This is a genomic window from Desulfoscipio gibsoniae DSM 7213 (genome assembly GCF_000233715.2).
In the GTDB taxonomy this organism is placed as follows: Bacteria; Bacillota; Desulfotomaculia; order Desulfotomaculales; family Desulfallaceae; genus Sporotomaculum; species Sporotomaculum gibsoniae.
Genome location: NC_021184.1, coordinates 1,640,029 through 1,661,392 on the forward strand (window position 1 = coordinate 1,640,029; position 21,364 = coordinate 1,661,392).

A 21,364-nucleotide genomic window follows, 5' to 3' on the forward strand; every position below is an offset into this window, starting at 1 on the left:
TAAATAATGGTATTGGACGATGGAGGATCTAAATGAATACCGAAAAAGTGTATTATTTATCTAAGGTTCGATTTTTTGCTGATCTTACTAATCAAGAAATAAGTGAACTAGCGAATGACTTTGAGTGGCAAGAATATGCACAAGGTACTGATATCATCAAGCAAGGCCAGACGGAGCACTATTATTATATTTTAATTGAAGGAAAGGCTGAAGCGTTAGTATCCAAGCAAGGAATTAATTCCTGGAAAGTTAATTTATTCGGTCCCTGTGATGCTTTTGGTGAACTCTCTCTATTTACTGGAAAACCTGCACCAACGACGGTTCGGTGTACAGAAAATTGCCGCGTTTTATTATTAAATGCTGAAAATTTTGCTCGAATGCTCGTAAGATGGCCTAAACTGTATCAAAAATTTATTGAGCATCTATACCATAATTTAAATGATGCTAATCATGAAATATGGGACGCTAAATATAAAGACTTTTTGCGTTTAAGTTTGCAGCTAACTCATTATAAGGATAAATTTTACGGGATTTGGGGAAGTGCTCGAACGACCAGGGAAATTGAAAAAAAAATTGATGAACTGGTTAGCACAAAAGAAAACTTGCTTTTAATTGGTGAACGAGGTACAGGCCGGCAAATGGTGGCCTGGTATTTACATAAACGCAGGTTTGGGGAAGCAGCAACTTTTATAGTTCTTGATGGTCGCTATTTTGATCAGCAGTGGAGCGACATGATGTTTGAAGCTGATGAAGATGATCCTGCAGTATCGTTTAATTTTTTTGAAATAGTCGGCAAAGGAACATTGTTGTTACGGGAAATCAATAAAATTTCCCCTAGAGCTCAGCTTAAATTGGCTGAATGTCTAAAAATGAATAAGCAGAACTGTCTTGTGGTAGCTAGCTTACAAGGTAATCCGGAACAATTGTCCCCTAAGATTATACCGGAATTAAGAGAGTGCTTTGGCCAAACTTATACTATTCAGCCGTTACGCGAAAGAAAAAGAGATATCCCAATTTTAGCCCAGGGTATTTTAGATAAATTAGCCCTTAAGCATAATAGGAGAAGCCCTGTTCTCAATCAAGAAGCGAGCAAGTTACTTCTTTCACATCATTACCGGCAAGGAAATGTAACTGAGTTGATTCAAGTGCTAGAAAGGGCATTTTTTCTGGCTGAAGATAATACAATTGGGTTGGAGCATATCTTTTTTGGTCCGACTGCTGAAAAAATAGGAAGCACAGTTAATCTTCTATCATGGCCAAGTATTGAAAACATATTGAAAAAAGGAGAACTTATTTCTTGGTTCAAGCGTATTTCTACAATTATTTTTATATCCATAATTTTATTATTATTGCTGGCCCCCCAAGTAGCTATGACTAAATTTATTTTTATTATAGTTTGGGGTTTATGGTGGCCTGCTTTAGCAATAATTTCACCTTTTTTAGGTAGAGTATGGTGTACAGTTTGCCCCTTTGCGTTTATCATGGAATTTGTCCAAAAAAAACTACACTTGAATAAACCTGTTCCAGATTTGCTAAAAAAGTATGATTATCTGTTTGTTACTTTTTTGTTTGTTTTTATCTTTTGGACAGAAGTTTTTTTTGGAATGCGATCCAGTCCAATAAATACTGTAATACTGTTACTGGCAATTCAACTATTTGCAATAATTACGGGTATTATTTTTACACGTCATACATGGTGTCGCTACCTTTGTCCTCTGGGAGGATTTGTGGGTACTGCTTCTATCGGTTCGGCACTTGAGATAAGAGCGGATCCCACGGTTTGTCTTAACAAATGTACGACTCACGAGTGCTATGTTGGTAATGGAAGTACTCCCGGGTGTCCAATGTTCCAACATTTACCTTACCTTGATAATAACCTCGCTTGCAAGTTTTGTTTCAATTGTGTGCGCAATTGTCCTAATGGTTCAGTTCAATTAAATCTTCGGGTTCCGGCCAGGGAAGTGTGGCATTTAGTCAGAGTTAACCAAGGTTATGCTATCTTTATTGGGGTAACCTTGGCTATTTTAATCCCGCTTTATTATTTTGAAGCAGTGCATTCGACATGGCCGGTTTCCATATGGCGCTTATGGTTCAGCATATCTTACTGGGGAACTGCAGTTAGTGCTGGTTTGATTACTTGGCTTATTGCTAAGCCTTTTAAAACTAAGGCAACATCTAGACGGATACAGTTGGTTTTTGCTCTAATTCCATTGGTTTTAGCCGGACATATTATTTATCAACTTCGCTTTATACCCGGTGCAAATTCAATTTTTATTGGGTTGGGTTTTAATACAACTACGGGGGTAAATCAAGCTTTTTATGTCTCTGCTTTCACAGTAGGAGCAACGATTGCCATTTCAATTGGTTTTCTTTTGACGATTTTTGCAATTATTATGGTGCTCCTTCGCACTAAAGTTAAAGTAATAAAAAAATCAAAACCTTGGGAAGCATGGGGACGGTTCTTTTGTTTCCAAAACAAATCTTAATTATTTATTTACACATTGGGGGTGAAATTACGAGCTGAACCAGGAAACTCCGAACCTTCCTTTACCTTGGGCTCTTGGAAGAGGAAGTAGGGGGGCGGTTCTTTTTGCTTCCTAGGAAGCAAAAGAACCGTTCCCGTGCTTCCCTTGTTGTTGTATAAACCATTCTATAAGACGTCCGGCAATAGTTTTTTTATCCGGAATTTTTGCGGGTAGGTTGTAGCGTGAAAACCAGTCTGCATGGGATAACTCCAAATTATCAACTACGATTTCACCATTAGCATATTCTGCAGTAAAAGCAATCATAAGTGAGTCTGGAAATGGCCAGGACTGGCTTCCAAAATATTTTATATTTTTCACCTCAATTCCAACTTCTTCTTTTACCTCTCTTTGTACACACTCTTCTAAAGTTTCTCCCGGTTCGACAAAACCGGCTAGAACGCTATAAAAGCTATTGGGGAAATTCTTGTTTCTGGCCAGTAATATTTTATCTCCTTTAACTATTGCTATGATTACGGCGGGAGATATACGTGGGTAAATATTAACACCGCAATTGGGACACTCTCTGGCAAGTTCAGTTACTTTATTTTTAATAGGGCCTCCGCATTTACCACAATATTGATGTGTGCGAACCCAATTAATAATTTGATGCGCACGCCCGGCTACACGAAAAATGTCATCCACAGACTTAAAAAACAATTTTCTTAAACTTATATAATTAAAACCAACAGGCAGCGATGATGGAGCATCTGTAAATTCCGCCGCAAAACAAGGGGAGTTATTTAACGTACCTATATATATTTCTTTCTTTAGCTGAATTTCTAATATTGTTAAATCTTTTTTGTTTGGAATAGAAATAGTATCATTATCAGTCTTTATGAGCAGTTTATTATCGTAAAACACAAACCATAACATACGTTAATCACCCTTTATAACCTTATGTAGACACTATGCAATTAGGAAATCTTAGGCACTGGAAGCGTACACCACCGATAAAAGACCACTATGGTTACCCTTAATCTTTATTTACCGCTGATTAAATTAACCATCAATTCTGGCAGAGTAGGTTTCATTGCCATTGCCGTGATAAAAATATTATACATTATTATTACCAATAAAAAATGAACAACTAGTCACTTACATTGTCAGAATAAACAAATAATAATCGCTAAAGTTTCATAATGTCCATATTTTGACGAGTACGGTGTTCAGAGATTGACACTCCGACCGCTCTCCAAAGGCAAGTTCTTCTTAAACACAGACAACCTGTACTGAAAAGCGCAGCAAATATCGGGAATTATTCTTTATTTATGGGTTTTGGCGAGGTGCTGACTTTGCTCAGGACCTGGTCCTGGAATGCTGGTATCTATACCCGGCTTTATTAGAATTAAAACAAAAACGTCCAGTTGAGGTGTGATATAAAAATAATTACGAATAAATTTAAAAAATAAACCAAAAATATATAAAAATTTAGGTAAATAAAAAGGATAGTTTAACATGGATATAATGGATAAAATCCAAAGGTTAAAAGAGATCGGTAAATCCCAAAAAGAGAAGCAGAAATACATCAATGTCAGTGAGGTATTTTACGTATGGGACATTTTGGTTGCGAAACTGGATATTATGGAGAGTGTGCAGATTATTGAAAACTTTACTAACGATAAAGATTTAAAATTTATTATAAGTAGAGTAGTCGATGTTCTGCAGTCAGGTATTGTGGATATGGAAGCCATAATGAAGTCTTATGGTATTCCCTTTCCTACTCGACCGCCGGCCGGTATCAATACTACTACTATATTAGAGATCGTCACAGATTACAATGTATACCAAACCTTATTTGAAAGTATCCAATCATTTTTCCCCATACTTGCCAGTGGTTTTATGCAAAGCACTTCACCCAGAGTTAGAAAAGCAATTAAAAACCACTTACTCGTAACTATGGAATTACATGAATTACTTGTTGAATACGGCAAGATCAAGGGCTATTTAAACTTACCCCCTGTATATAATGCCTAATTTTTAAATATAAGGAGCAAGATATGAAAATATTAAAAAACTTGGAGAATTTAAGTAGGTTAGCTATGTCTACGGGGGAAAAACAAAAGATGATAAATGTTAGCGAGGTATTTCATATCTGGAATCACTTGGTGCAAAGATATAATGTAATCCATTTGACAAGTTTATTGGAGGCTTTTGCCAGCGATCCGGATTTAAAGATAATTCTTGCCTCTGGGAAAAAAACCCTCGGTAAACATGTATCGTTGTTGGAGAAAGAGATGATGACATATGGGATACCATTGCCCAATAGACCACCAAAATATACGAAATCCACAGTAAATATAGAGGGTATCACAGATAGATTTATTTTCCGGCGCGTCCTTAGAGGTATTCAGTCATTTTTGCCTACTCATACAATGGCCCTTATTCATAGTACTTCTCCACAAATTAGGGAGCTATTTATAACATTTTTAATAGAAGAATTAAAATTATATGACGGGCTATTGGAATATGGTAAGCTAAAAACTTATGAAGTGAAACCACCAATTTATAAGATATAATTTCGTTAAAGTAAGACATGGGAAGACATGGGTGGGAAGAAGACATGGGGACGTTTCATCTGTCTCATATTTGTTCTTTCATTTTGATGAATTTCTTTAGAAATGATTAGTATTGATTTAATATAATGTGTAATTCATAATATATTGAAAAAACATAGCTTAATAACGAGGATAATTGTTCTAATTATAAAACGAATCCAATGGCGTCGTCCTTATCTTCCAGCTGAGAAAGATTCCCTTGACTTTATTTTGCAAATATTTTAAACTGTTAGCAGACTTGATATATTTTATACCCAATGCATAACTAAAAAAAATTCTCCGAGTCTTGTGCACCTGCAGACGTGATGTTATGGTGACCGGACCGGCAGGGTATATCGGGAAACCGGTATGCCTCCCATTGTGGAAAGGAGAGGATTACCGGCCATTATTGAACAGGCCCGGCATTGCCATTTTCACAATGCCGGGTTTTTATTTTTAACAAATAAATATGTCTCCGAGCCTGGTGACCTAAGCCTAAAGTATGGTTGCCCGGCCGTTAGGGTGCATGGGGAAACCGGTGTGCCTCCCATTGCGGAAAGGAGAATGCGAACTTTATCTTAGCTATAAAGCTTTGTCCTTTTTGCAATGGGCAAAGTTTTTTGTTTTATGGGGGGTGACAATATGAAAGATAAGCTTGCTGACTTTCTGGTTTTATTTAGGCGTGGCGAGGTTACTGGAATACATAATGAAAGAGAGGTGGAACTTAAAGAAATATGTAATAGCCTGGGGGGGCTTGACTGCAAAGTTTTCGACCCTTATATGGTATATTCGAATTTGGCTGATAACGGACTCTTGGTAAGGGTTGAAACTAAAAACCTTGATGGATCTTGGAGTATATTATTTTACTATCCAGTTGAAAAAAATAAAAACAATGTTAGAAGAAAAATTATCAACTTTATATTGGACGAGGCTAGATACGATTACAAGTTATTAAAGAATGGCTATGCTGTCGTCACTAACAATAATGGTAATCTTAAACTTGCCTGCATCAGGAAGAGCCTGAAAAATACCATTAAGAGAAAAAGAAAATTCTTAAACAAAGCTTAACAAGAGTTTGCTCCCAATAGGTTAAGACTGTCTGTACCCAGGTCTCTAGAAACTTATAGCATAGGAGTGGGAAAATGTTCACCAAAGTACTTAAGAAACTGTTATGTACCTTGACAGCCATTATTGTTACCGGGTCGGTAATGTTATTAAGCGGGTGCAGCACCAAAGAAGAACAGCTTAATGTCTATGTTGCAGCCGGGTTGAAAAAACCAATGGAGAAAGTGATTACCGCTTTTCAGGAAGAAACAGGCGTTAAAGTTACTCCCAACTACGGGCCATCCGGTGGACTTTATACTCAAATTAAAGAAGGACAACCATGTGATTTATACTTTTCAGCCGACTGGTTATACATTGATAAGATTGAAGATGATGGCAATTTGATTGCTGCGCAAAAGTTTTTACAAGATCATATGGTGCTGATTGTTTCCGAAACAGGAAAAACCAAAGTAAAAACCGTCCAGGATTTAAATAAACCGGGGGTGACGGTGGGCATTTGTGATCCTAATGCACCCGTCGGAGTTTATGCTGAGACAGCCCTGAAAAATATGGATCTTTGGGATCAGCTAAACCAAACCGGGAATTTAAAGGCGCGTCCTTCCACAGTTAACCAACTGGCGATTATGGTCCAGAAGGACGAGCTTGATGCCGGATTAATCTTCAGCAGCGTCGCAAAGGGGTTTGGTGTGGAGCACGTGCAGACAATACCGCAGGAGTATACCGGTGAAATTATCTTTGGAGCAGCGACAATCAAAGGAGGCAACGAAATGCTGGCCCAAAAGTTCTTGGATTGTGCCAATGAAAATATAGATGAATTTATTCAAGCGGGATGGCAGGCGTACCAAGAATGAAAAGAGATATAATCGGTGTAATCTTTCTCCCTCTATTTCTGCTCCTGGTTGTCTACCCAATGGTTGCCCTTTTAGGGCATCTTAACTTCGAAGGGACAGTTAAAACCTTAACTGACTATTACTTCTGGGACAGCGTCAAAAACACCCTTATTGCAGCTTTTGCTGCAGCTTTGCTCGGTTCTTTTCTGGCCCTGGGATTTGGCTATTATCACCTTTTTGCGCAAAATACCATTATCTATCGATTGGCCAATCTTATGAATGATTTACCTATAGCGCTGCCCCACACAGTGGCAGGTCTTGCTTTGCTCCTGGCCTTTGGCAGGAATACCTTTGGCTTTATAAGTAATACCGGTCTGGCTTTTATGCTCATTTCAGTTGTGTTGGCAATGTTTTTCGTCTCCTACCCCCTGGCAGCGCGGGCTATTGCTTCCGGAGTGGATCAAATCGACTCCGAAATTATAGCAGTGGCCCGTACACTGGGCGATACTCCGCAAAAGGCATATTTACACGTCGTTGTCCCTGCTTTGGGGGAAGCATTGTTTTCCGGCTTTGTTTTAACTTTCGCTCGCTCGCTAAGTGAATTTGCGGCAGTTATTATGTTCGGAGGAAACGTTCCGGGCAGTACCCAGGTTCTAGCTTCTTATGTGTTTACCAAGGTTGAGGAAGGTGAGCTTGAGATGGCTATTACAGCCAGCGCCTTCTGTATTGTTTTATCCCTGACCATCGTTGTTGTGTTAAGTATTTTTAATGCGAGGAGGCGAAAATATGCTTGAAGCTGTTGATATTAGCAAATATTTCAAAGAACAGGCGGTACTACAAGAAGTTACGCTCAAGGTTGGTTCCGAAATCAAGGTGATTATCGGACTTAACGGTAGCGGTAAATCCACCTTGCTTAAAATTATTGCCGGAATAATCAAAGGTGACGGAGGTCAGGTGAAAATTAACGGGCAAATTGTAACAAATTTTTCGCCTGAAAAACGTGGGGTAGGTTACGTACCTCAGCATCCCGCTTTGTTTAATCATCTAACTGTATGGGATAATATTATTTACTCAGTTAAAAACGGGCGGGGTTCGAAAGATGCAGGGGCGCAGGTGGCGGAAATGCTCGGGTTGGCGGACATCTTAAAAAAGAAACCCAAAGAGTTGAGCGGTGGCTTTAAAAGCAGGGTTTCTTTGGCCCGGGCACTAGCCTCCGAACCCAAGGTCATACTGCTCGATGAACCGCTAAGCGATATTGACGCTGCAACGAAAGAAAACTTGTTACCTCAGTTTCGAGATGTATTCAAGAGTCACGAAATACCTGTGCTGTATGTTACCCATGACGTCCGGGAAGCCGAAATTGTGGGGGATAGCTTTGCGGTAATGATTGGGGGAAAGGTGATGGAAATTAGTTCTGCCCGTATGGCATTTGATATGATAAGGGACAATTACCTAAATTCCTTTATGCCGGCCGGAACGGCGGTTTCATAGGCGTTATAATTATCCTGGCTGCCGTTTGTTATAAGATGGGAAAGCCATATTTTGTTAAACTAAAACCACAGGCAAGATGAGTCACGCAGGTGAACATACCGCAATGTTGCATAGGTAAATGGTGGTCGTACATATGCAAAACTAATTCGGCTCACGGATCAAGGAAACTCATTGAGGAAAGAAAAAATAAGGAAGCCAAGGGGAAGTGCTTTAGCTTATGTTATAATAATAAGCAGATATACCAATAAATGACTAGGGGTTGAGTATAATGCCGGTTCTGGAAGATATTATTTCCACCTTGGACGATGATGCTGCCGTTAAAGAAGTGCGAATTGGTCCTTTTTGGACCGCGGTTGTCAGTCAAAGGTGTGGTCTTGCTTCATCCATGTTTGCTCATGGGCACCACCAACGGGTTCCTGCGCCTGATGCTGGCAAGCTCACTGAAAAGACAGCATGGGAATTGGTGCAAGAAGTTAATTCTGAAAGCGACATGATGAGATGTATAGCTTGCTCGGCAATTAACTCTATTTTGCAGGTTGACTTAAACCGTTGTGTAGAAATTAATGCAGGGAGCGTATTGATGAAAAAAGCAGGGAATAAAAAGGTGGCCATAGTAGGACACTTTCCCTTCATAGAGAAAATCCGCCAGGTAGCCTCTTCTTTATGGGTACTAGAGAAGCGTCCCATTGAGGGAGATGAGCCTGCGGAAAAAGCGTCAGAGATTATACCTCAGGCCGATATCGTAGCCATAACCGGAACTGCTTTAATAAATGGAACAATGGATGATTTGCTTTCTTATTGCAGAAAAAGTAGTTTCGTTATGGTTTTAGGCCCTACTACACCGATATCTACTGTATGGTTTGATTATGGCGTGGATATGGTTTTAGGTTCCGTTGTAACAAATGTAGAAGATGCCCTGAAAAAGATTTCAGAAGGGGCGATCTTTAGGCAGCTTAAAGATTGCGTGAGGCTTTTAGCAATAAAGCGTTAGACCTGCGAACATAAGGACTTATAATTAAACAGCCCGGCAGCTAAAAAAGCTCCCGGACTTTTTTATTGCTTGGGCCTAATATTATCATCATAGTTAATCACCTTTTACATTCCAAAATGAACTATATTTATATTAATACAAGACTTTCCATTGTAAACTGTTTTGTTTTAAGATAACGTAAGAGCATTTTATTTGAGTAATCTATGGCTATAATGAGATAAATAACGCACAGAGGAGCTGTATAATTTTGCTCCTTTTTTTACTTAATCCTTTTGGAGGCATACTGCCATTTGTTGGCATATAATGATACGAAGTATACAAGAAGATGGTTACTCGATATACGCTGCCGAACCAGGACGACCTCGTCAGGACGGTAGAGGAATTGTCTTGGATATAATTGTTATTACGTCGCCGCCTGTTTATGATGTGCAGAAATTGAATTACGACTATATTAACCCCAAATAAGCATATGTAGGCCTATTAGTATTAACAAAACTCCAACAAATTTTATAAATCGTTCTTTAGGTAATTTTTCAATTGTTTTTTTCCCTGCCCATGTTCCAAGAATCATAGCAACGCCAACGAATAACCCAATTTCGAAACCTTTTAAACCAATATCTAAGAATTTTTGATATATAACAATTTTAGTTATATGCATCGCTACTGCTGTTGTCGCTTCACTGGCAATATAGGATACTGGTGGGAGACCTAAAGAGAGAAATAATGCTGCACCTATTGGTCCTGCGCTACCAACTAAGCCAGATATTAATCCTGTAATACACCCACCCAAGAACACTATTTTGTCATTGGGTTGGAACTTCAAAATGTTAAATTGCTTTAATACAACAAATGCTATGATAGCTAAACCAACAAGCCTGGTAATTAATTCTTTTGGTGCCGTAACAAATGAAAAAGAACCAAGAATAGCCATTGGTATTGCACCTAAAACAAAAACTTTAACAGGCTTCCAATCTACTTGCTTAAAACCAAAATAAACTCGTGAGATGTTACCGATGAGTTGGGCTACGGTAAGAACTGGTACAGCCAACGCTGTCCCTAGAGTATTTGTTAAAAGCGGAAGTAATAATAATGCCCCGCCAAAACCAGCGGCACCCGAAATTGCTGCGGCAATAAAACCTCCTAGGAACAGCAAAGTATATATGCAAAACTGGTTGTCCACGGTATCAATCCTTCTTTTTTTATATTTACTAGTTACGTCACTATTGTTGCACATTCCAAAGCTGATACGCAATAGAGCCGTATTCACGGGGGGAGGCCAGAGAGGAAGCTATTTAAGAAACGCCTACGGGCGTCTTTTTTATTTGTGGGGGTGTTAATATAATCGTCTATTATGCCGGGGCGACGGGGCATGTTACCGCGATAGTCCGACGCTTTAACAACCGCAGCTTTTTTATACCCAAAATCAGCTGAATAATAAGGCTTGTAGCCCTCGGGTATTTTCAGTTCTTTTCGCAATTCGGAACCTTGAGGTGAATTAAACGCTAACAATACAAAGAAAATCCAGCACGACCCTAGCCCGATTGACTCTGCAGCGAGCAACAAGTTCTGAGTAGCAGCGGCACAATCCGCTTCCAGGGGTACGGGAGCCTGCTCATTGCCAGATACTATTATCAGTGTCGGTGAACCGTACAAACAATTGAACTGCACATTATTCCCTAGTTTCCTTAAATGTTCCATATCCATTTGTTTCGCGGCTTCTTTAGCTGCAAGATTTAGTCTGTCCAGCAGTTCCTTGTTTTGTATTACTGTAAAATGCCATGCCTGGTCCCAGGCGTAAGGAGCATCGTCTTGCCATGATTGTAACCTCCTGTAGTTTTACTTACAGGACACGCGTGGTTTCTAAATGGGATACGTTTTTTACGCATACGTTTTACGCGTACGTTCGGAAACAAAAAGGCCGAACGTGTTAATTTCACGTTCGGCCTTAATCCCCGTTATATCGGGCATTTTCTGGTGTCGGAGACGGGACTATACTTTATCCGCACAGCTTTAAATTGTCTCGAGGTAAGAAAGTCCGCTGATATTATTTTGGTGCATAAGCTTCCGCAACCTAGCGGAAGGGCGCACGCGGTAGCGAGCGTGGGGCCGCAGCCGCGGTCTTCTCGCCGGGGCGGCACGACGCCCCACCGGTGGCAAAGAATAAACTAACGCGTGCACCAGCCTGTACGTGGGGTGGGTATGTGGGACGACAAACCATCGCGCGTAGCTAATGGCTTTACTATTTAGGGTCAAAGGATCCTTGCAAATTATCGAGCAGTTTTTTCGATTTTTGAAAAGGTTCCGAGATGATGTTTACTTTTTCTGATTGAAGAATCTCGTTCATCTCGAAATAATCAACTCCCAGCATCTCGGCACACTGTCTGATGGTCATCCGACCTTCGCGATAAGCCTGGATGGCCTCTTTTTTGTAATTTTCGCGTAATGCAACCGAAACCAACTGTTGCAATGCGGATGAACGATCAAGATACTTTTGGGAAGCGTAAGCGTCCAGCTTTTTTAAAAGCACTGGATCAAATTCAGTGTTTATTTTTATTTTTTTTCCCATTGTTGTTTAGCCTCCAGATAAATTTTAGCGGCCTTCCCATCAAGCCGATTATGTTTAACTAAACTATCAAGGGCTGATTTTAGACTGTCATAATTAAGGTAATAAATCAGGAATTCCGGTGAATTATGCGTTTTGAGGTTGATGTGGAAGAGCCTTGCTACGCAATCTTCTGTCGTCAGTCAATAAGATGGCTCCGCGTTGAAAGGCCAGAGATAAAACCTTATCAACCACCGGCGATATTCCTCTTGTTTGAAGACGAGTTGATACTGTTAACTTTGCTACTAACGGGGGCTCGGGCAAAAAGACCTCCTGGCTGATAATAAACGCATCGGCATACCCCCGGTGTAATCCCCTATCTCAACAACCTCCTCGTAGACCTCATCCGGGCAAAACACGAGCCCGGGTAATAGCTTAATAAATTGGAGGCCGTTAATCTTTGACAGTGAGATTAGAAATGACGAGTCAGCTATGTATTCAGGCAAAGTTTTCACCCGCTTGTAATTTCGAGGTTACGCAAATTATACCATATCCTGTAATTAGGGACAACGACAACAGAGCTCTTCTATTATAAGCAGGCCAATTTGGGGATAAGCAGCCGCTGCCCCCTCGGCAGCTTTAACCATACCCAGGCTATGCTCCCAAAGGAATACGCCCTTTAACTCATCCCGGGCGTAAGCTTCCACTTCCCTCCGGGTCTACCTGATGTGTTTATTTTTTTGTGGGTGATGGTTTTATGCTCAATAACCTTCCGCACCTGGCAGAAGGTCGCGCACGGTAGCGCGCGAGGGGTCGCAGCTGCGTCCCCCGTCTTAAGGCGGTACTTGATGCCTGCCAGTCTTAAAATGTGTACTAAAAACAAGTGTTACACAGTGATGAAATTGAGAACTTTATCGGCTTTAATCTGGTTGCATTTTTGATGACATAGCACCAAATTGTCTTTAGTCCATTTTCTACCTTTCGATTTTGGAAATACATGATCAAAAGTGGCGTATAAAGGCTTCTGCAAACTGCTAATCTGCATCATCTCACCGCAATAAAAACATTTCCCTGATTGTTTAATAAAAAGCTCCATCCGTAATTTTTGCCGTTTATTAATTTTTTTCATAGTATCCCCTCAATCTATTCTTAATGTTTTTATCCAACAGACCTTTTGGTAATACCCTTTGCTTTACGGCCTCCCTGAAGGTTGGCAAAAGGAAGCACCCCATAACTATCTCTAAATAAATCTAAGTATTGAGATTCCAATTCGTAAGGATTTTCTTCAAATGCTGTCAACCAGGCAATTTTGAATTGCTCAGAGCCAGCAATTTGCCAGAGGTACCTGCCACCCCAATGCCCAACTGAGTGGAAGGTAATGAGCCCCAAAGTAGTTCAGTTCGGAAAAAGGATGAGTTGGAAACGGTCTTGTAGGCTATTGAGGGCTTAAAAAAACGGCTTGCTGATTGCAAACCGGCAGGGGTCTGAAGTTAATTACTGGAATATTATTAACTATATATGATTCTTAACGCCACTGGAGCCATTACCAGTGCGGCCTTAGCCGTAAAAAGGGCCTGGGCCGTACTGCATGCAATAAGCATTAATAAACGTGTTATCGTTTAGTGCATATCCTAAGGATGTTTTGGCGGCACATATTTGATGGTTGCTGATGTCTATGAGATCAAACGATACATTATATTAACGAGGGTAATTAGGGGTTGTATTGATTCTTGTATAATGCGCCACTACCTTTATAATTACCTTTCTGGGGGTATATGGTATCTTCGGGAATAACAAAACAAAAACCATCTACGGTTACATTACCACAGGATGTTCCGGGGACCGTAACCGTTCGCCCTCTAAAGCCCAGGACTTTTTTTGTATTAAAATCGTACAAAAATTACACTAATTGCAAATTCCCGGCCTCTACATACATTGGTGAGGGAGACATTTACATTTAAAACCTTACTTGATCAGGCAAATTCCCTATATTTAGTGTTCTTTCCTCGAAATCGTCACATGGTGCGAAGGTAACAGATTCCGTTTCGCAGCAGTTTATTTTTGTAATGCTTTCCACTATTTTAGATTGGGAACCTAAAAGCTCAGCGTCTAAAGTTTCTTCTTGCGCTGTTTTCTGCCAAACTTCTTTTTCTGTATCCACCCCAATACCTCCTTTAAATTACAGACAGATTAATATTGTTATTTATAATATGCGCTGCATAGGAGATATGTTAAATACTTTGGATAACCCTGGCAGGTTTTCACTAAAATTCCGGGCGAAATTTTCATACAAAGAGTTCTTATAAGTAAAAAAGTAACGCGGCCATTATTGGAAAAAACAGCCGGTTACTTATTTACCAAAAGATAGGGGGGATATGCGTGCTATCAGTAATGCTTTACGGTCTCCTAATAATGCCTATCTTATCTTTGCCTATCTTTCACTGCACACGATACCCCATTGCCGGAAATTGCAACTCTAAAACAACTATTATCCGATATACATTCCGCTTTGCGGTGATCTCCGGATTTCCAGCGGTTAATCAAGTTCGGCTCTCTGATTAACGGGCGGCTCATGGAAATGTAATCTGTTACTCCTTCTTCAACCAGGCGTTCAGCTACTGAAAGAGAACGAATACCGCCCACCAGTATTAGTGGAATAGAGATAGCACTTTTAAACCGGCGGGCCTCTTCCCTAAAATAGGCTTCATCTTCTTCAGTTTTTATGCCGGTACGGCTGGGAGAAAGTTTTTTGTCCGAAAGTAAGCCGCCGCTTAGTTCAAGGGCATTCAGTCCTGTATCAGCCAGCATGCGGCCAACCTGAAGGGATTCTTCTAATTTTAGCCCGTTATCGTTAAAGTCACTGCAGTTCAGTTTGATCAATACCGGGTAATCTTGGCCAACGGTTTTTCTGATTGCCTGGTACACTTCCATTAGAATGCGGGATCTATTTTGAATATCTCCCCCATAGGCATCTTGGCGTCGGTTAAATAACGGTGAAAGGAATTGGCTGAGCAGATAGCCGTGAGCCGCATGTATTTGAACCCCATCAAAGCCAGCCGCTTTGGCCCTACCTGCCGCATCAGCAAAAGCAACCACTAAATCACGTATATCCTGGTCGGTTATTTCATGGTATGTTTTGCCTGGCTCCTCTGAAACAACCAGCGGTGTTTCACCGGTCAGTTTTTTGGCGGTAAATCTACCGGCATGGGCAATCTGCATGACAATCTTGGTGCCGCAATCATGAACAGCTTTGGTCATCTCCTGAAGCCCGGGTATGAGTTCATCCTTGTAAGCGCCGAGTTGAAAGAGACCTGCCTTGCCCTCCGGGCGGACATAGCTGTGGCCTGTGATAATTAAACCCACGCCGCCTTTGGCAAGTTCAGTCATTGTATTAATAAGCTTGGGGGTAACGGCTCCGTCATCGGCAGCCATTCCTTCCCAGGTTGCTGAGCGGACAAAGCGATTGGACAATACCATACTGCTTATAGCTGTTTGCTCAAACATTTTGCTCATTTAAAACCCTCCTCGAAATAATTTTATTGTAGTACCTTTAAGAAAATTGTTGGCACAACTAAAAAGTGAAAAAAGGATGTCCACAAAAAAACGGAACGTCCTTTTGATTTGGTGGCCATGATGTAAACGGCCGTGACTTAAGATATATATTGGCAGGCGAGTTTGCTCGATGTACTTAGATCTACTAATGTGGAAATAAACATTACTGCCTTTTACTTATTCGCCTGAAATTAAGAAATATTATCAGAGCTATAAAAGTAATCCCCAGTATTATCTCACTTAGAACAATGATCTTAGCCAAAATACTAATTGGATAAATATCTCCATAACCGGTGGTTGTAAAGGTAATATAGCTGAAGTAAACATAATCAAAATAAGGGCTTTCAGGGCAAAGACCTTTAAAAGAATCAGTATCAAAATAAACAAAAGCTATGTAAATAAATGAATATAGCAAAGGTATGAGAATGGCCAAGACAACAGTCTTCCATAACGTCTTTTGATAATCCATTTAACATACACACCTAGTTATGAATTATATTTTACTATTAAACAAAAAATTGACAATTACATACTTAAGGAAGGTTTAAAGTGATTAATGTCGAATCAGGATTCATTAATCACTGGACTCAAGATTACGATATTCAAAGCGTTATTTCTTTAGTATTAGCTAAAGCTATTGGCTTTCCTGCATTAAAGAAATTTTATTTTTACCGTAGACGCTTCCATTTCTCGTTGCACAAAAGTTACTACAGAAAACATTGAGGTGTTTTTCTTGTCCTCGTCTGATAGAGCAATAATAATTGCATCCATAGCATTGATCATGGTTATTCTAGGTGGGAGCTTTTCATTTATGTTGCTCGAGGGCTTCACTTTTATGGACGCCCTTTGGTTAACTGTTATAACCATTACAACTGTGGGTTTTGGCGACCTGGTCCCTAAAACAACAATGGGGCGTGCCATAGCATTATTACTTGTAATAAGTGGTATATCCCTCTTTACATACGTTTTAAGTAATATTTTCTCGAGTTTATTAGAAGGTCATGGCTCGCATCGAATATGCCAAAGGTATAATTATTACTCTGCCTGATGATACCGGAAATCTGTTTGTTACTATGTCTGCAAAGGCTCTTAATCCTAAAATTAAAACTATAACTAGAGCAAACAGACCGGAAAACATTCAAAAAATTAAGCGGGTAGGGGCAAATAGTGTAATTTGCCCATCTTCTATGGCCGGGAGCAGAATGGCTTTATCTATGATTAAACCGGCTAGTGTTGCTTATGTGCAGACGCTAGTGGAAACAAGACATCTTAACTTAGAACCTGAGGAACTGGTCCTTAGTACAAACTCTCCTTTAGTTAATGTTCATCTAAAAGATTCGGGCATACGAGAAAAATTCGGCACCCTTGTATTAGCCATAAAAAGAAGTGATAGTACTATAGTAAATCCAGACCCCAAAGAAAAGCTTTTGCCAGGTGATATTTTAATTATATGTGGTTCGGCAGAAAACCTATATGATTTAGAAAAACTGGCTATAGGTTAACTAACCTTTGTAAAACTGCATGCGTCGAATATACAATACTTCCTTAAATTGCAAAATCTTTAACGTTTATGTATAGTTTGTTAACTAACTCATTAAAAGAATGAGCACCCATTGCTACGCCAGCTTCTAAAACTATCTTCGCGCAAGCCAAGGCATCTTCGGCAGCATCGTGATGTTTAAAAGAAATGCCAAAACGTTTGGCCAAATTATTTAACTTATAAGATCCCAGACCTGGCCACGTCTTTTTAGCAATAACTACAGAGCATTGATAAGTAAGCTGGGGGTGTGAAATCAAATATTGATTAAGAGTATTCCTTAAAACGTTAATATCAAAGGCGGCATTATGAGCCAGAACAGTCTTACCCGTAAGATAATCCTTTAACGTTGAATGCCAAAGTTCCTTAAAATTTGGCTCATCAATTACATCCTCAGCCCTAATACCATGTATTCTGGTGAAGAAAGGATGAAAGTATAAATCAGGTGGCCTTACAAGCCAAGATTTTTGTTCAACTACATTACCATTTTCAACTATAGCTATGCCAACTGAACATATACTTGATCTACTATGGTTTGCGGTTTCAAAATCTAAAGCAACATAATTCATATAAGTCTTCCTTTATCAAACTTTTTTTTACCAAATATTCAACTAGAATATCTTTATTTCCTGCAATCTATTTAAAGCTCTATATTCAATATTGGCCGGGCAACGTGTTAAAAGCAGTATGGTAATGAATTATTTATAATAAACGGCATTTCTTTTCACTCATAGACATCCTCTAATTGGCCATAATACTAATCGTGAGGTTCGTAATGGCTGAGCCAAAATTGTTACAGGGTCATAACGGCTCTGTAATAGTCGGCCAAAGGTTAATATTAGGTCGTAAAGGCTTGGTATTAGCCGGAGGGCAGATTGATAAATGTTCTGGCAGGCTATATTGCAGTCCAAACGATTGTAATATGGTCGTAAGGAATGTTTACCAGTCGAGCTAAGATTATTATGGATACTGAGTAATTTTTAAAGCGTTTTAAAAATTGCGTTGGTCTGCAGTAGTCGAGAGATTGCTGCAGGCTCATAAGGTATTCATAATGGTCGAGTAAAGATCATTATGGGTGTTGTAATGGTTCATGGTAGCCGAAAGGTTGTCGTGTGGGCTACTCAGATGCTTATAGTGGTTATAGCGTAGGTCATTACGGGCTTATTAAAAACCCTCTTCCTTTAATATGGAGGAGGGTTTTTTCTTTCTCAAAGGAACTTAATAAACCCCGTTTAGAATAAGTTTATTTAGATGAACACCCTTTTATTTCCTAAGTTTTATTACTAACCAGTGTTATGGCGATCTCACTCACTTCATTAGAGGTTAGTTCTATCCCTTTATTATTAAGTATCAGCTTATGTAACTCGCCCGGCAAGCAAATTAAAGTATCCCCAGGTGGTACTACTTTTGCTGCTATATTGAGTTTAGCGTTAGAGTTCGCCAATACAATGATAGAGTATATTTTAATATTCAAACCTAGCCGTTTCTTGAGGTATCTTCCCAACGATAAGACATGAACAGCATTTTGTTCAGCAGGGCTGGTTTTAACGGGAACCCAATGACTAAGATGAAAGCGGTACCAATTTCCATTCTCATCGCAACCGGCATTGTTCCAGTTCTTTGTTTCCAAGCAAAAAATGCCAGTTGGTCCAATGGCTATATGGTCAATCTGGGCTCCATCTAATTTAATGTCATTAATTATAAGCCAGCCTTCAGGCAGCCTATCCAAAATGTTAGCAACAAGTACCTCTCCGCTCAGGCCTTTAAGTATTTTCTCGCTTTCGATGCTGGAAGGGGATAGCTTCTGTACCAAAAGGATCAAAACCATTATAAAAATCCAGGCAAATAGCAGTAATATGGTAAATGCAGCGTTATTACAGAATAGCCACGTAATGAGGCATGCAATTAGGCCAAAAGCCATGAGCATAGTAAATAATTTTAAGGGGTTCGATTTTTTAGGGCTTTTGCTTTCTATGTTTATAATTTGTTTGTTTAATGATCTCGGCCATTGTAATGTTTCAGCCACGTTTTTCACCTTGCAGGAACTTTTTGTATATATTATAGTTTTACATAAGCCTAGTAAAGAAACGTTAAATGGTTTACCTGAAAAAAGTATTTATGTATTGTTATCCAAACTTTGGTTGGATTGCTTCAACCGCATATTTTGTGTATGCGAATCACGTATTCAAGATAAAAAATACCCCTCAATTTCAAGAGGCATTATTTGTATTTAACCTGATTTTACACATGCACATTCAATTCGCCTTGGTTACCTTCTATTCCCTTGATCTGCATACCTCATTTTTACTTAAGAACGTATTGCGCTAAGACACTTTGAAGCTCATAAATATTTAAGCTTTTATTGAATTGCTTGGAAATAGGGGTTGAATTACCAGATATCCAAATTTTGAGCTCAGCATCAAGGTCAAAATGTCCTGCTGTTTCAATGCTGAAATGAGTAATACTTCTAAAGGGAATTGAGTGATATTCCATCTTTTTTCCAGTAACCCCTTGTTTGTCAACAAGTATAAGACGCTTATTTGTGAAAATAAACATATCACGGACAAGTTTATAAGCCTTTTCAATTTGTTCAGAGGGGGCAAGTACATTAGCAAATTCTTTTTGTACTTCTACAATATTAACCTCCGAGGCATTTCCCATTAAACCACTTAATAAGCCCATATTAGATCTCCTTTACACACTAACTTATTAAATATAACTTTCTTGGCGGCATTAAGTATCCCTTTTGGGCAGAGATAAAAAAACCGTTTGTCTATTCCATTTTATTCACCCATACCGTACACTTATGCCGTGCATTTTGACCTATCCAGTATTCACAAGGGCTGGGTTAAACAAAGTATGGTTCAATATGCATCTATAAAAACCCCTCCCTCGAAATCCTCATTAATATCGCCAACGCCCTAAACGTAACAGTTGATTACCTTTTAGCCGACAGCGTTAAAGTTGACCAAATTGATGGCTTACAGACGAAATTGTTGCCTTGCTAAAAGAACGCGACCCAGAGGATGTTCGTTTCATAATTACCACAATCCGATTATTCTTAGATTTGCTGGACAGAAAAAATGCTGGGAAAACAAAGTAGGAGAGCATAACTAAGGCTCTCCTTTTAATTCATACAGCCACATAATGCGTGAGAACAAATGTTAACCTTTTTAATTAACAGTCACTGGACCATCCTTACCATACACCTTCCTTTCTAGAAATAAACAGGCGGAGCAACTTCGCTCCACCTGTCGCCACGTTATTAAAATGACATTCATAAACCTTTAGGGTTCCTTTCCCGCCACAGTTCACGCAGTTTTCATAGTGCTTGGTTTCATCAGACGCTATGATTTCTTTATTCGCCACGCATACACCACCCTCAAACCGGTAGACAAATCGGTAAACATAATACCCTCCCAAAAAAGATTTAAGGGAAACGTTAAACCTCGTTTCCCCTTAAATTTCTTATATTACTGAATTTTGTCTTTGGATGATATTAATATGTTAAACAACGCTAATGCAATAAAACAATAATATAATTTTCTTTATTTCCGCCTATTTAAATCTACGTAAACAGCATTATCTTCTTGATCATACTCGGCCACAAAGCTGCCTTTTAATACATCGATATCAAAATAATTAAAAATACCCCTAGCACCAATTTTATTTTTAGTAACCTTTATCCCGCCTTCATCGACGCCTCGAATTCGTAGCTTATTAGTATCCTTATCATAAGCTACTTCTACTTGGTCACCATTGAGTTTATCAGCCATTTTATTCCCAAGCCTTATATGATGCTTAGTAATTGATACCAGGTTCTCACCAGATGACCTTGGAATATATACTTCAAATGCCAAATCAATAACCTCCCTTAAATTAGTAATGTCATTATATTATACGCAGCTAAACTTTGCTAATAATACGTCAGTAAACAATAAAGAAGGATTTTTATAGCAATAAGAAGAAATAACCCAAATATCAATTAACAGTTATAAAGAGGTTGTTTATGAGAAGGTGGTTTATGACCCGCCTAAGGTAATTATGGCGTCTTGATAAGCTGAGCCTTGATATTGCTTCCAAGATGAAGGAATTAAGGGGGTTTATCGTGAGTAAGTGGGAAATGGTGAAAATAAAGCAAGCGTTTTCTTATGTTTCTCGAGAGTCTGGACATTTCAGAGAGTCGTAAACTGTTTCCAGCATTAATATCAACATTGTGTAATAGCGTAAACTGGTAAAAGTATTGCGATTAATCGCATTAAGAATCTTTTTCACTTGTTCGTTGGTAAGGGCGGCT

The 21,364-nt window shown here is 39.3% G+C and carries 24 protein-coding genes, 2 pseudogenes and 2 riboswitches; of the genes and pseudogenes, 10 read left to right on the forward strand and 16 right to left on the reverse strand.

The genetic code is table 11. The annotated features are described in order from the left end of the window. Nucleotides 1-32: 32 nt before the first annotated feature. The gene (locus tag DESGI_RS07590; protein WP_006523947.1) at nucleotides 33-2,486 is read left to right on the forward strand and encodes a cyclic nucleotide-binding domain-containing protein; all 2,454 of its coding nucleotides are present in this window, start codon (nucleotides 33-35) and stop codon (nucleotides 2,484-2,486) included. Between the two features lie 111 nt (nucleotides 2,487-2,597). Here DESGI_RS07590 and nudC read toward each other — a convergent pair whose 3' ends face one another. Continuing rightward, nucleotides 2,598-3,398 carry an NAD(+) diphosphatase gene (nudC, locus tag DESGI_RS07595; protein WP_006523948.1) on the reverse strand — a complete coding sequence of 267 codons (801 nt, stop codon included), beginning with the start codon at nucleotides 3,396-3,398 and terminating at the stop codon, nucleotides 2,598-2,600. 582 nt (nucleotides 3,399-3,980) lie between these two features. Between nudC and DESGI_RS07605 the strand changes: the two genes are divergently transcribed. From DESGI_RS07605 to DESGI_RS07640, 7 genes are all read left to right on the forward strand, one after another. Continuing rightward, a complete protein-coding gene (locus tag DESGI_RS07605) occupies nucleotides 3,981-4,499 on the forward strand; it encodes a hypothetical protein (RefSeq protein WP_006523949.1) in 519 nt (172 codons plus the stop codon). 23 nt (nucleotides 4,500-4,522) lie between these two features. Continuing rightward, nucleotides 4,523-5,041, forward strand: a complete 519-nt coding sequence (locus DESGI_RS07610) for a DUF3231 family protein (RefSeq protein WP_006523950.1) — start codon at nucleotides 4,523-4,525, stop codon at nucleotides 5,039-5,041. Between the two features lie 304 nt (nucleotides 5,042-5,345). Continuing rightward, nucleotides 5,346-5,467, forward strand: a riboswitch (molybdenum cofactor riboswitch). 53 nt (nucleotides 5,468-5,520) lie between these two features. After that, nucleotides 5,521-5,638, forward strand: a riboswitch (molybdenum cofactor riboswitch). 63 nt (nucleotides 5,639-5,701) lie between these two features. Further along, nucleotides 5,702-6,127 carry a hypothetical protein gene (locus tag DESGI_RS22995; protein WP_006523951.1) on the forward strand — a complete coding sequence of 142 codons (426 nt, stop codon included), beginning with the start codon at nucleotides 5,702-5,704 and terminating at the stop codon, nucleotides 6,125-6,127. Nucleotides 6,128-6,201: 74 nt separating this feature from the next. Continuing rightward, on the forward strand, nucleotides 6,202-6,975 hold the full coding sequence (gene modA / locus DESGI_RS07625) for a molybdate ABC transporter substrate-binding protein (RefSeq protein ID WP_006523952.1): 774 nt from the start codon (nucleotides 6,202-6,204) through the stop codon (nucleotides 6,973-6,975). Next, complete coding sequence (locus tag DESGI_RS07630; protein ID WP_006523953.1) at nucleotides 6,972-7,748, forward strand: ABC transporter permease; 777 nt, start codon at nucleotides 6,972-6,974, stop codon at nucleotides 7,746-7,748. Before modA ends, DESGI_RS07630 begins: the two co-directional genes overlap by 4 nt. After that, nucleotides 7,741-8,445 carry an ATP-binding cassette domain-containing protein gene (locus DESGI_RS07635; RefSeq protein WP_006523954.1) on the forward strand — a complete coding sequence of 235 codons (705 nt, stop codon included), beginning with the start codon at nucleotides 7,741-7,743 and terminating at the stop codon, nucleotides 8,443-8,445. The genes DESGI_RS07630 and DESGI_RS07635 overlap by 8 nt, the downstream gene beginning before the upstream one ends. A gap of 268 nt (nucleotides 8,446-8,713) precedes the next feature. Next, on the forward strand, nucleotides 8,714-9,436 hold the full coding sequence (locus DESGI_RS07640; protein WP_006523955.1) for a DUF364 domain-containing protein: 723 nt from the start codon (nucleotides 8,714-8,716) through the stop codon (nucleotides 9,434-9,436). A 451-nt stretch (nucleotides 9,437-9,887) separates the two neighbouring features. Here DESGI_RS07640 and DESGI_RS07645 read toward each other — a convergent pair whose 3' ends face one another. The 10 genes and pseudogenes from DESGI_RS07645 to DESGI_RS07675 all read right to left on the reverse strand — a co-directional run bounded on the left by DESGI_RS07645 (nucleotide 9,888) and on the right by DESGI_RS07675 (nucleotide 15,999). Next, complete coding sequence (locus DESGI_RS07645; protein WP_006523956.1) at nucleotides 9,888-10,616, reverse strand: sulfite exporter TauE/SafE family protein; 729 nt, start codon at nucleotides 10,614-10,616, stop codon at nucleotides 9,888-9,890. Nucleotides 10,617-10,699: 83 nt separating this feature from the next. After that, nucleotides 10,700-11,209, reverse strand: a pseudogene (locus DESGI_RS07650) (nitroreductase family protein); the annotation flags it as partial. A 466-nt stretch (nucleotides 11,210-11,675) separates the two neighbouring features. Further along, a complete protein-coding gene (locus DESGI_RS07655; RefSeq protein ID WP_006523958.1) occupies nucleotides 11,676-12,002 on the reverse strand; it encodes a UPF0175 family protein in 327 nt (108 codons plus the stop codon). Nucleotides 12,003-12,283: 281 nt separating this feature from the next. Further along, entirely contained in the window at nucleotides 12,284-12,493 is a 210-nt protein-coding gene (locus tag DESGI_RS26670; RefSeq protein WP_492207323.1) for a PIN domain-containing protein, read from the reverse strand. 45 nt (nucleotides 12,494-12,538) lie between these two features. Next, nucleotides 12,539-12,685: a hypothetical protein gene (locus DESGI_RS24475; protein WP_157872749.1), complete on the reverse strand. Its 147-nt coding sequence runs from the start codon at nucleotides 12,683-12,685 to the stop codon at nucleotides 12,539-12,541. Between the two features lie 179 nt (nucleotides 12,686-12,864). Continuing rightward, nucleotides 12,865-13,107, reverse strand: a complete 243-nt coding sequence (locus DESGI_RS07660) for an HNH endonuclease (protein WP_006523959.1) — start codon at nucleotides 13,105-13,107, stop codon at nucleotides 12,865-12,867. Between the two features lie 754 nt (nucleotides 13,108-13,861). Continuing rightward, nucleotides 13,862-13,912: pseudogene (locus tag DESGI_RS26675) on the reverse strand (hypothetical protein); the annotation flags it as partial. A gap of 23 nt (nucleotides 13,913-13,935) precedes the next feature. Next, complete coding sequence (locus DESGI_RS07665) at nucleotides 13,936-14,139, reverse strand: hypothetical protein (RefSeq protein WP_006523960.1); 204 nt, start codon at nucleotides 14,137-14,139, stop codon at nucleotides 13,936-13,938. 260 nt (nucleotides 14,140-14,399) lie between these two features. Continuing rightward, nucleotides 14,400-15,491, reverse strand: a complete 1,092-nt coding sequence (locus DESGI_RS07670; RefSeq protein WP_006523961.1) for an NADH:flavin oxidoreductase — start codon at nucleotides 15,489-15,491, stop codon at nucleotides 14,400-14,402. A 202-nt stretch (nucleotides 15,492-15,693) separates the two neighbouring features. Beyond that, the gene (locus DESGI_RS07675) at nucleotides 15,694-15,999 is read right to left on the reverse strand and encodes an ion channel (RefSeq protein ID WP_006523962.1); all 306 of its coding nucleotides are present in this window, start codon (nucleotides 15,997-15,999) and stop codon (nucleotides 15,694-15,696) included. A 312-nt stretch (nucleotides 16,000-16,311) separates the two neighbouring features. On the opposite strand from DESGI_RS07675, the gene DESGI_RS26415 reads away from it, so the two are divergent. Then, complete coding sequence (locus DESGI_RS26415) at nucleotides 16,312-16,578, forward strand: potassium channel family protein (protein ID WP_353740042.1); 267 nt, start codon at nucleotides 16,312-16,314, stop codon at nucleotides 16,576-16,578. Further along, the gene (locus DESGI_RS07685; RefSeq protein WP_006523964.1) at nucleotides 16,532-17,032 is read left to right on the forward strand and encodes a potassium channel family protein; all 501 of its coding nucleotides are present in this window, start codon (nucleotides 16,532-16,534) and stop codon (nucleotides 17,030-17,032) included. Before DESGI_RS26415 ends, DESGI_RS07685 begins: the two co-directional genes overlap by 47 nt. 43 nt (nucleotides 17,033-17,075) lie before the next feature. On the opposite strand, the gene DESGI_RS07690 is transcribed toward DESGI_RS07685, so the two are convergent. The 5 genes from DESGI_RS07690 to DESGI_RS07705 all read right to left on the reverse strand — a co-directional run bounded on the left by DESGI_RS07690 (nucleotide 17,076) and on the right by DESGI_RS07705 (nucleotide 20,927). After that, on the reverse strand, nucleotides 17,076-17,636 hold the full coding sequence (locus DESGI_RS07690) for a 3'-5' exonuclease (protein ID WP_006523965.1): 561 nt from the start codon (nucleotides 17,634-17,636) through the stop codon (nucleotides 17,076-17,078). Between the two features lie 701 nt (nucleotides 17,637-18,337). Next, on the reverse strand, nucleotides 18,338-19,093 hold the full coding sequence (locus tag DESGI_RS07695) for a nuclease-related domain-containing protein (RefSeq protein WP_006523967.1): 756 nt from the start codon (nucleotides 19,091-19,093) through the stop codon (nucleotides 18,338-18,340). Between the two features lie 278 nt (nucleotides 19,094-19,371). Continuing rightward, nucleotides 19,372-19,749, reverse strand: coding sequence for a PH domain-containing protein (locus tag DESGI_RS07700; RefSeq protein WP_006523968.1), 378 nt, complete (start codon nucleotides 19,747-19,749; stop codon nucleotides 19,372-19,374). 516 nt (nucleotides 19,750-20,265) lie between these two features. Beyond that, nucleotides 20,266-20,436, reverse strand: a complete 171-nt coding sequence (locus DESGI_RS24480) for a hypothetical protein (protein ID WP_157872750.1) — start codon at nucleotides 20,434-20,436, stop codon at nucleotides 20,266-20,268. 179 nt (nucleotides 20,437-20,615) lie between these two features. Next, on the reverse strand, nucleotides 20,616-20,927 hold the full coding sequence (locus tag DESGI_RS07705) for a hypothetical protein (protein ID WP_006523969.1): 312 nt from the start codon (nucleotides 20,925-20,927) through the stop codon (nucleotides 20,616-20,618). Nucleotides 20,928-21,364: the final 437 nt, after the last annotated feature.

Coding starts and splice junctions, on each gene's coding strand:
- DESGI_RS07670 (WP_006523961.1), bottom strand. CDS start 15,491: ATGAGCAAAATGTTTGAGCAAACAGCTATAAGCAGTATGGTATTGTCC.
- DESGI_RS07690 (WP_006523965.1), bottom strand. CDS start 17,636: ATGAATTATGTTGCTTTAGATTTTGAAACCGCAAACCATAGTAGATCA.
- DESGI_RS07675 (WP_006523962.1), bottom strand. CDS start 15,999: ATGGATTATCAAAAGACGTTATGGAAGACTGTTGTCTTGGCCATTCTC.
- DESGI_RS26415 (WP_353740042.1), top strand. CDS start 16,312: ATGGTTATTCTAGGTGGGAGCTTTTCATTTATGTTGCTCGAGGGCTTC.
- modA (WP_006523952.1), top strand. CDS start 6,202: ATGTTCACCAAAGTACTTAAGAAACTGTTATGTACCTTGACAGCCATT.
- DESGI_RS07700 (WP_006523968.1), bottom strand. CDS start 19,749: ATGGGCTTATTAAGTGGTTTAATGGGAAATGCCTCGGAGGTTAATATT.
- DESGI_RS07605 (WP_006523949.1), top strand. CDS start 3,981: ATGGATATAATGGATAAAATCCAAAGGTTAAAAGAGATCGGTAAATCC.
- DESGI_RS07685 (WP_006523964.1), top strand. CDS start 16,532: ATGGCTCGCATCGAATATGCCAAAGGTATAATTATTACTCTGCCTGAT.
- DESGI_RS07640 (WP_006523955.1), top strand. CDS start 8,714: ATGCCGGTTCTGGAAGATATTATTTCCACCTTGGACGATGATGCTGCC.
- nudC (WP_006523948.1), bottom strand. CDS start 3,398: ATGTTATGGTTTGTGTTTTACGATAATAAACTGCTCATAAAGACTGAT.
- DESGI_RS07590 (WP_006523947.1), top strand. CDS start 33: ATGAATACCGAAAAAGTGTATTATTTATCTAAGGTTCGATTTTTTGCT.
- DESGI_RS07635 (WP_006523954.1), top strand. CDS start 7,741: ATGCTTGAAGCTGTTGATATTAGCAAATATTTCAAAGAACAGGCGGTA.
- DESGI_RS07655 (WP_006523958.1), bottom strand. CDS start 12,002: ATGGGAAAAAAAATAAAAATAAACACTGAATTTGATCCAGTGCTTTTA.
- DESGI_RS07660 (WP_006523959.1), bottom strand. CDS start 13,107: ATGAAAAAAATTAATAAACGGCAAAAATTACGGATGGAGCTTTTTATT.
- DESGI_RS22995 (WP_006523951.1), top strand. CDS start 5,702: ATGAAAGATAAGCTTGCTGACTTTCTGGTTTTATTTAGGCGTGGCGAG.
- DESGI_RS07630 (WP_006523953.1), top strand. CDS start 6,972: ATGAAAAGAGATATAATCGGTGTAATCTTTCTCCCTCTATTTCTGCTC.
- DESGI_RS07610 (WP_006523950.1), top strand. CDS start 4,523: ATGAAAATATTAAAAAACTTGGAGAATTTAAGTAGGTTAGCTATGTCT.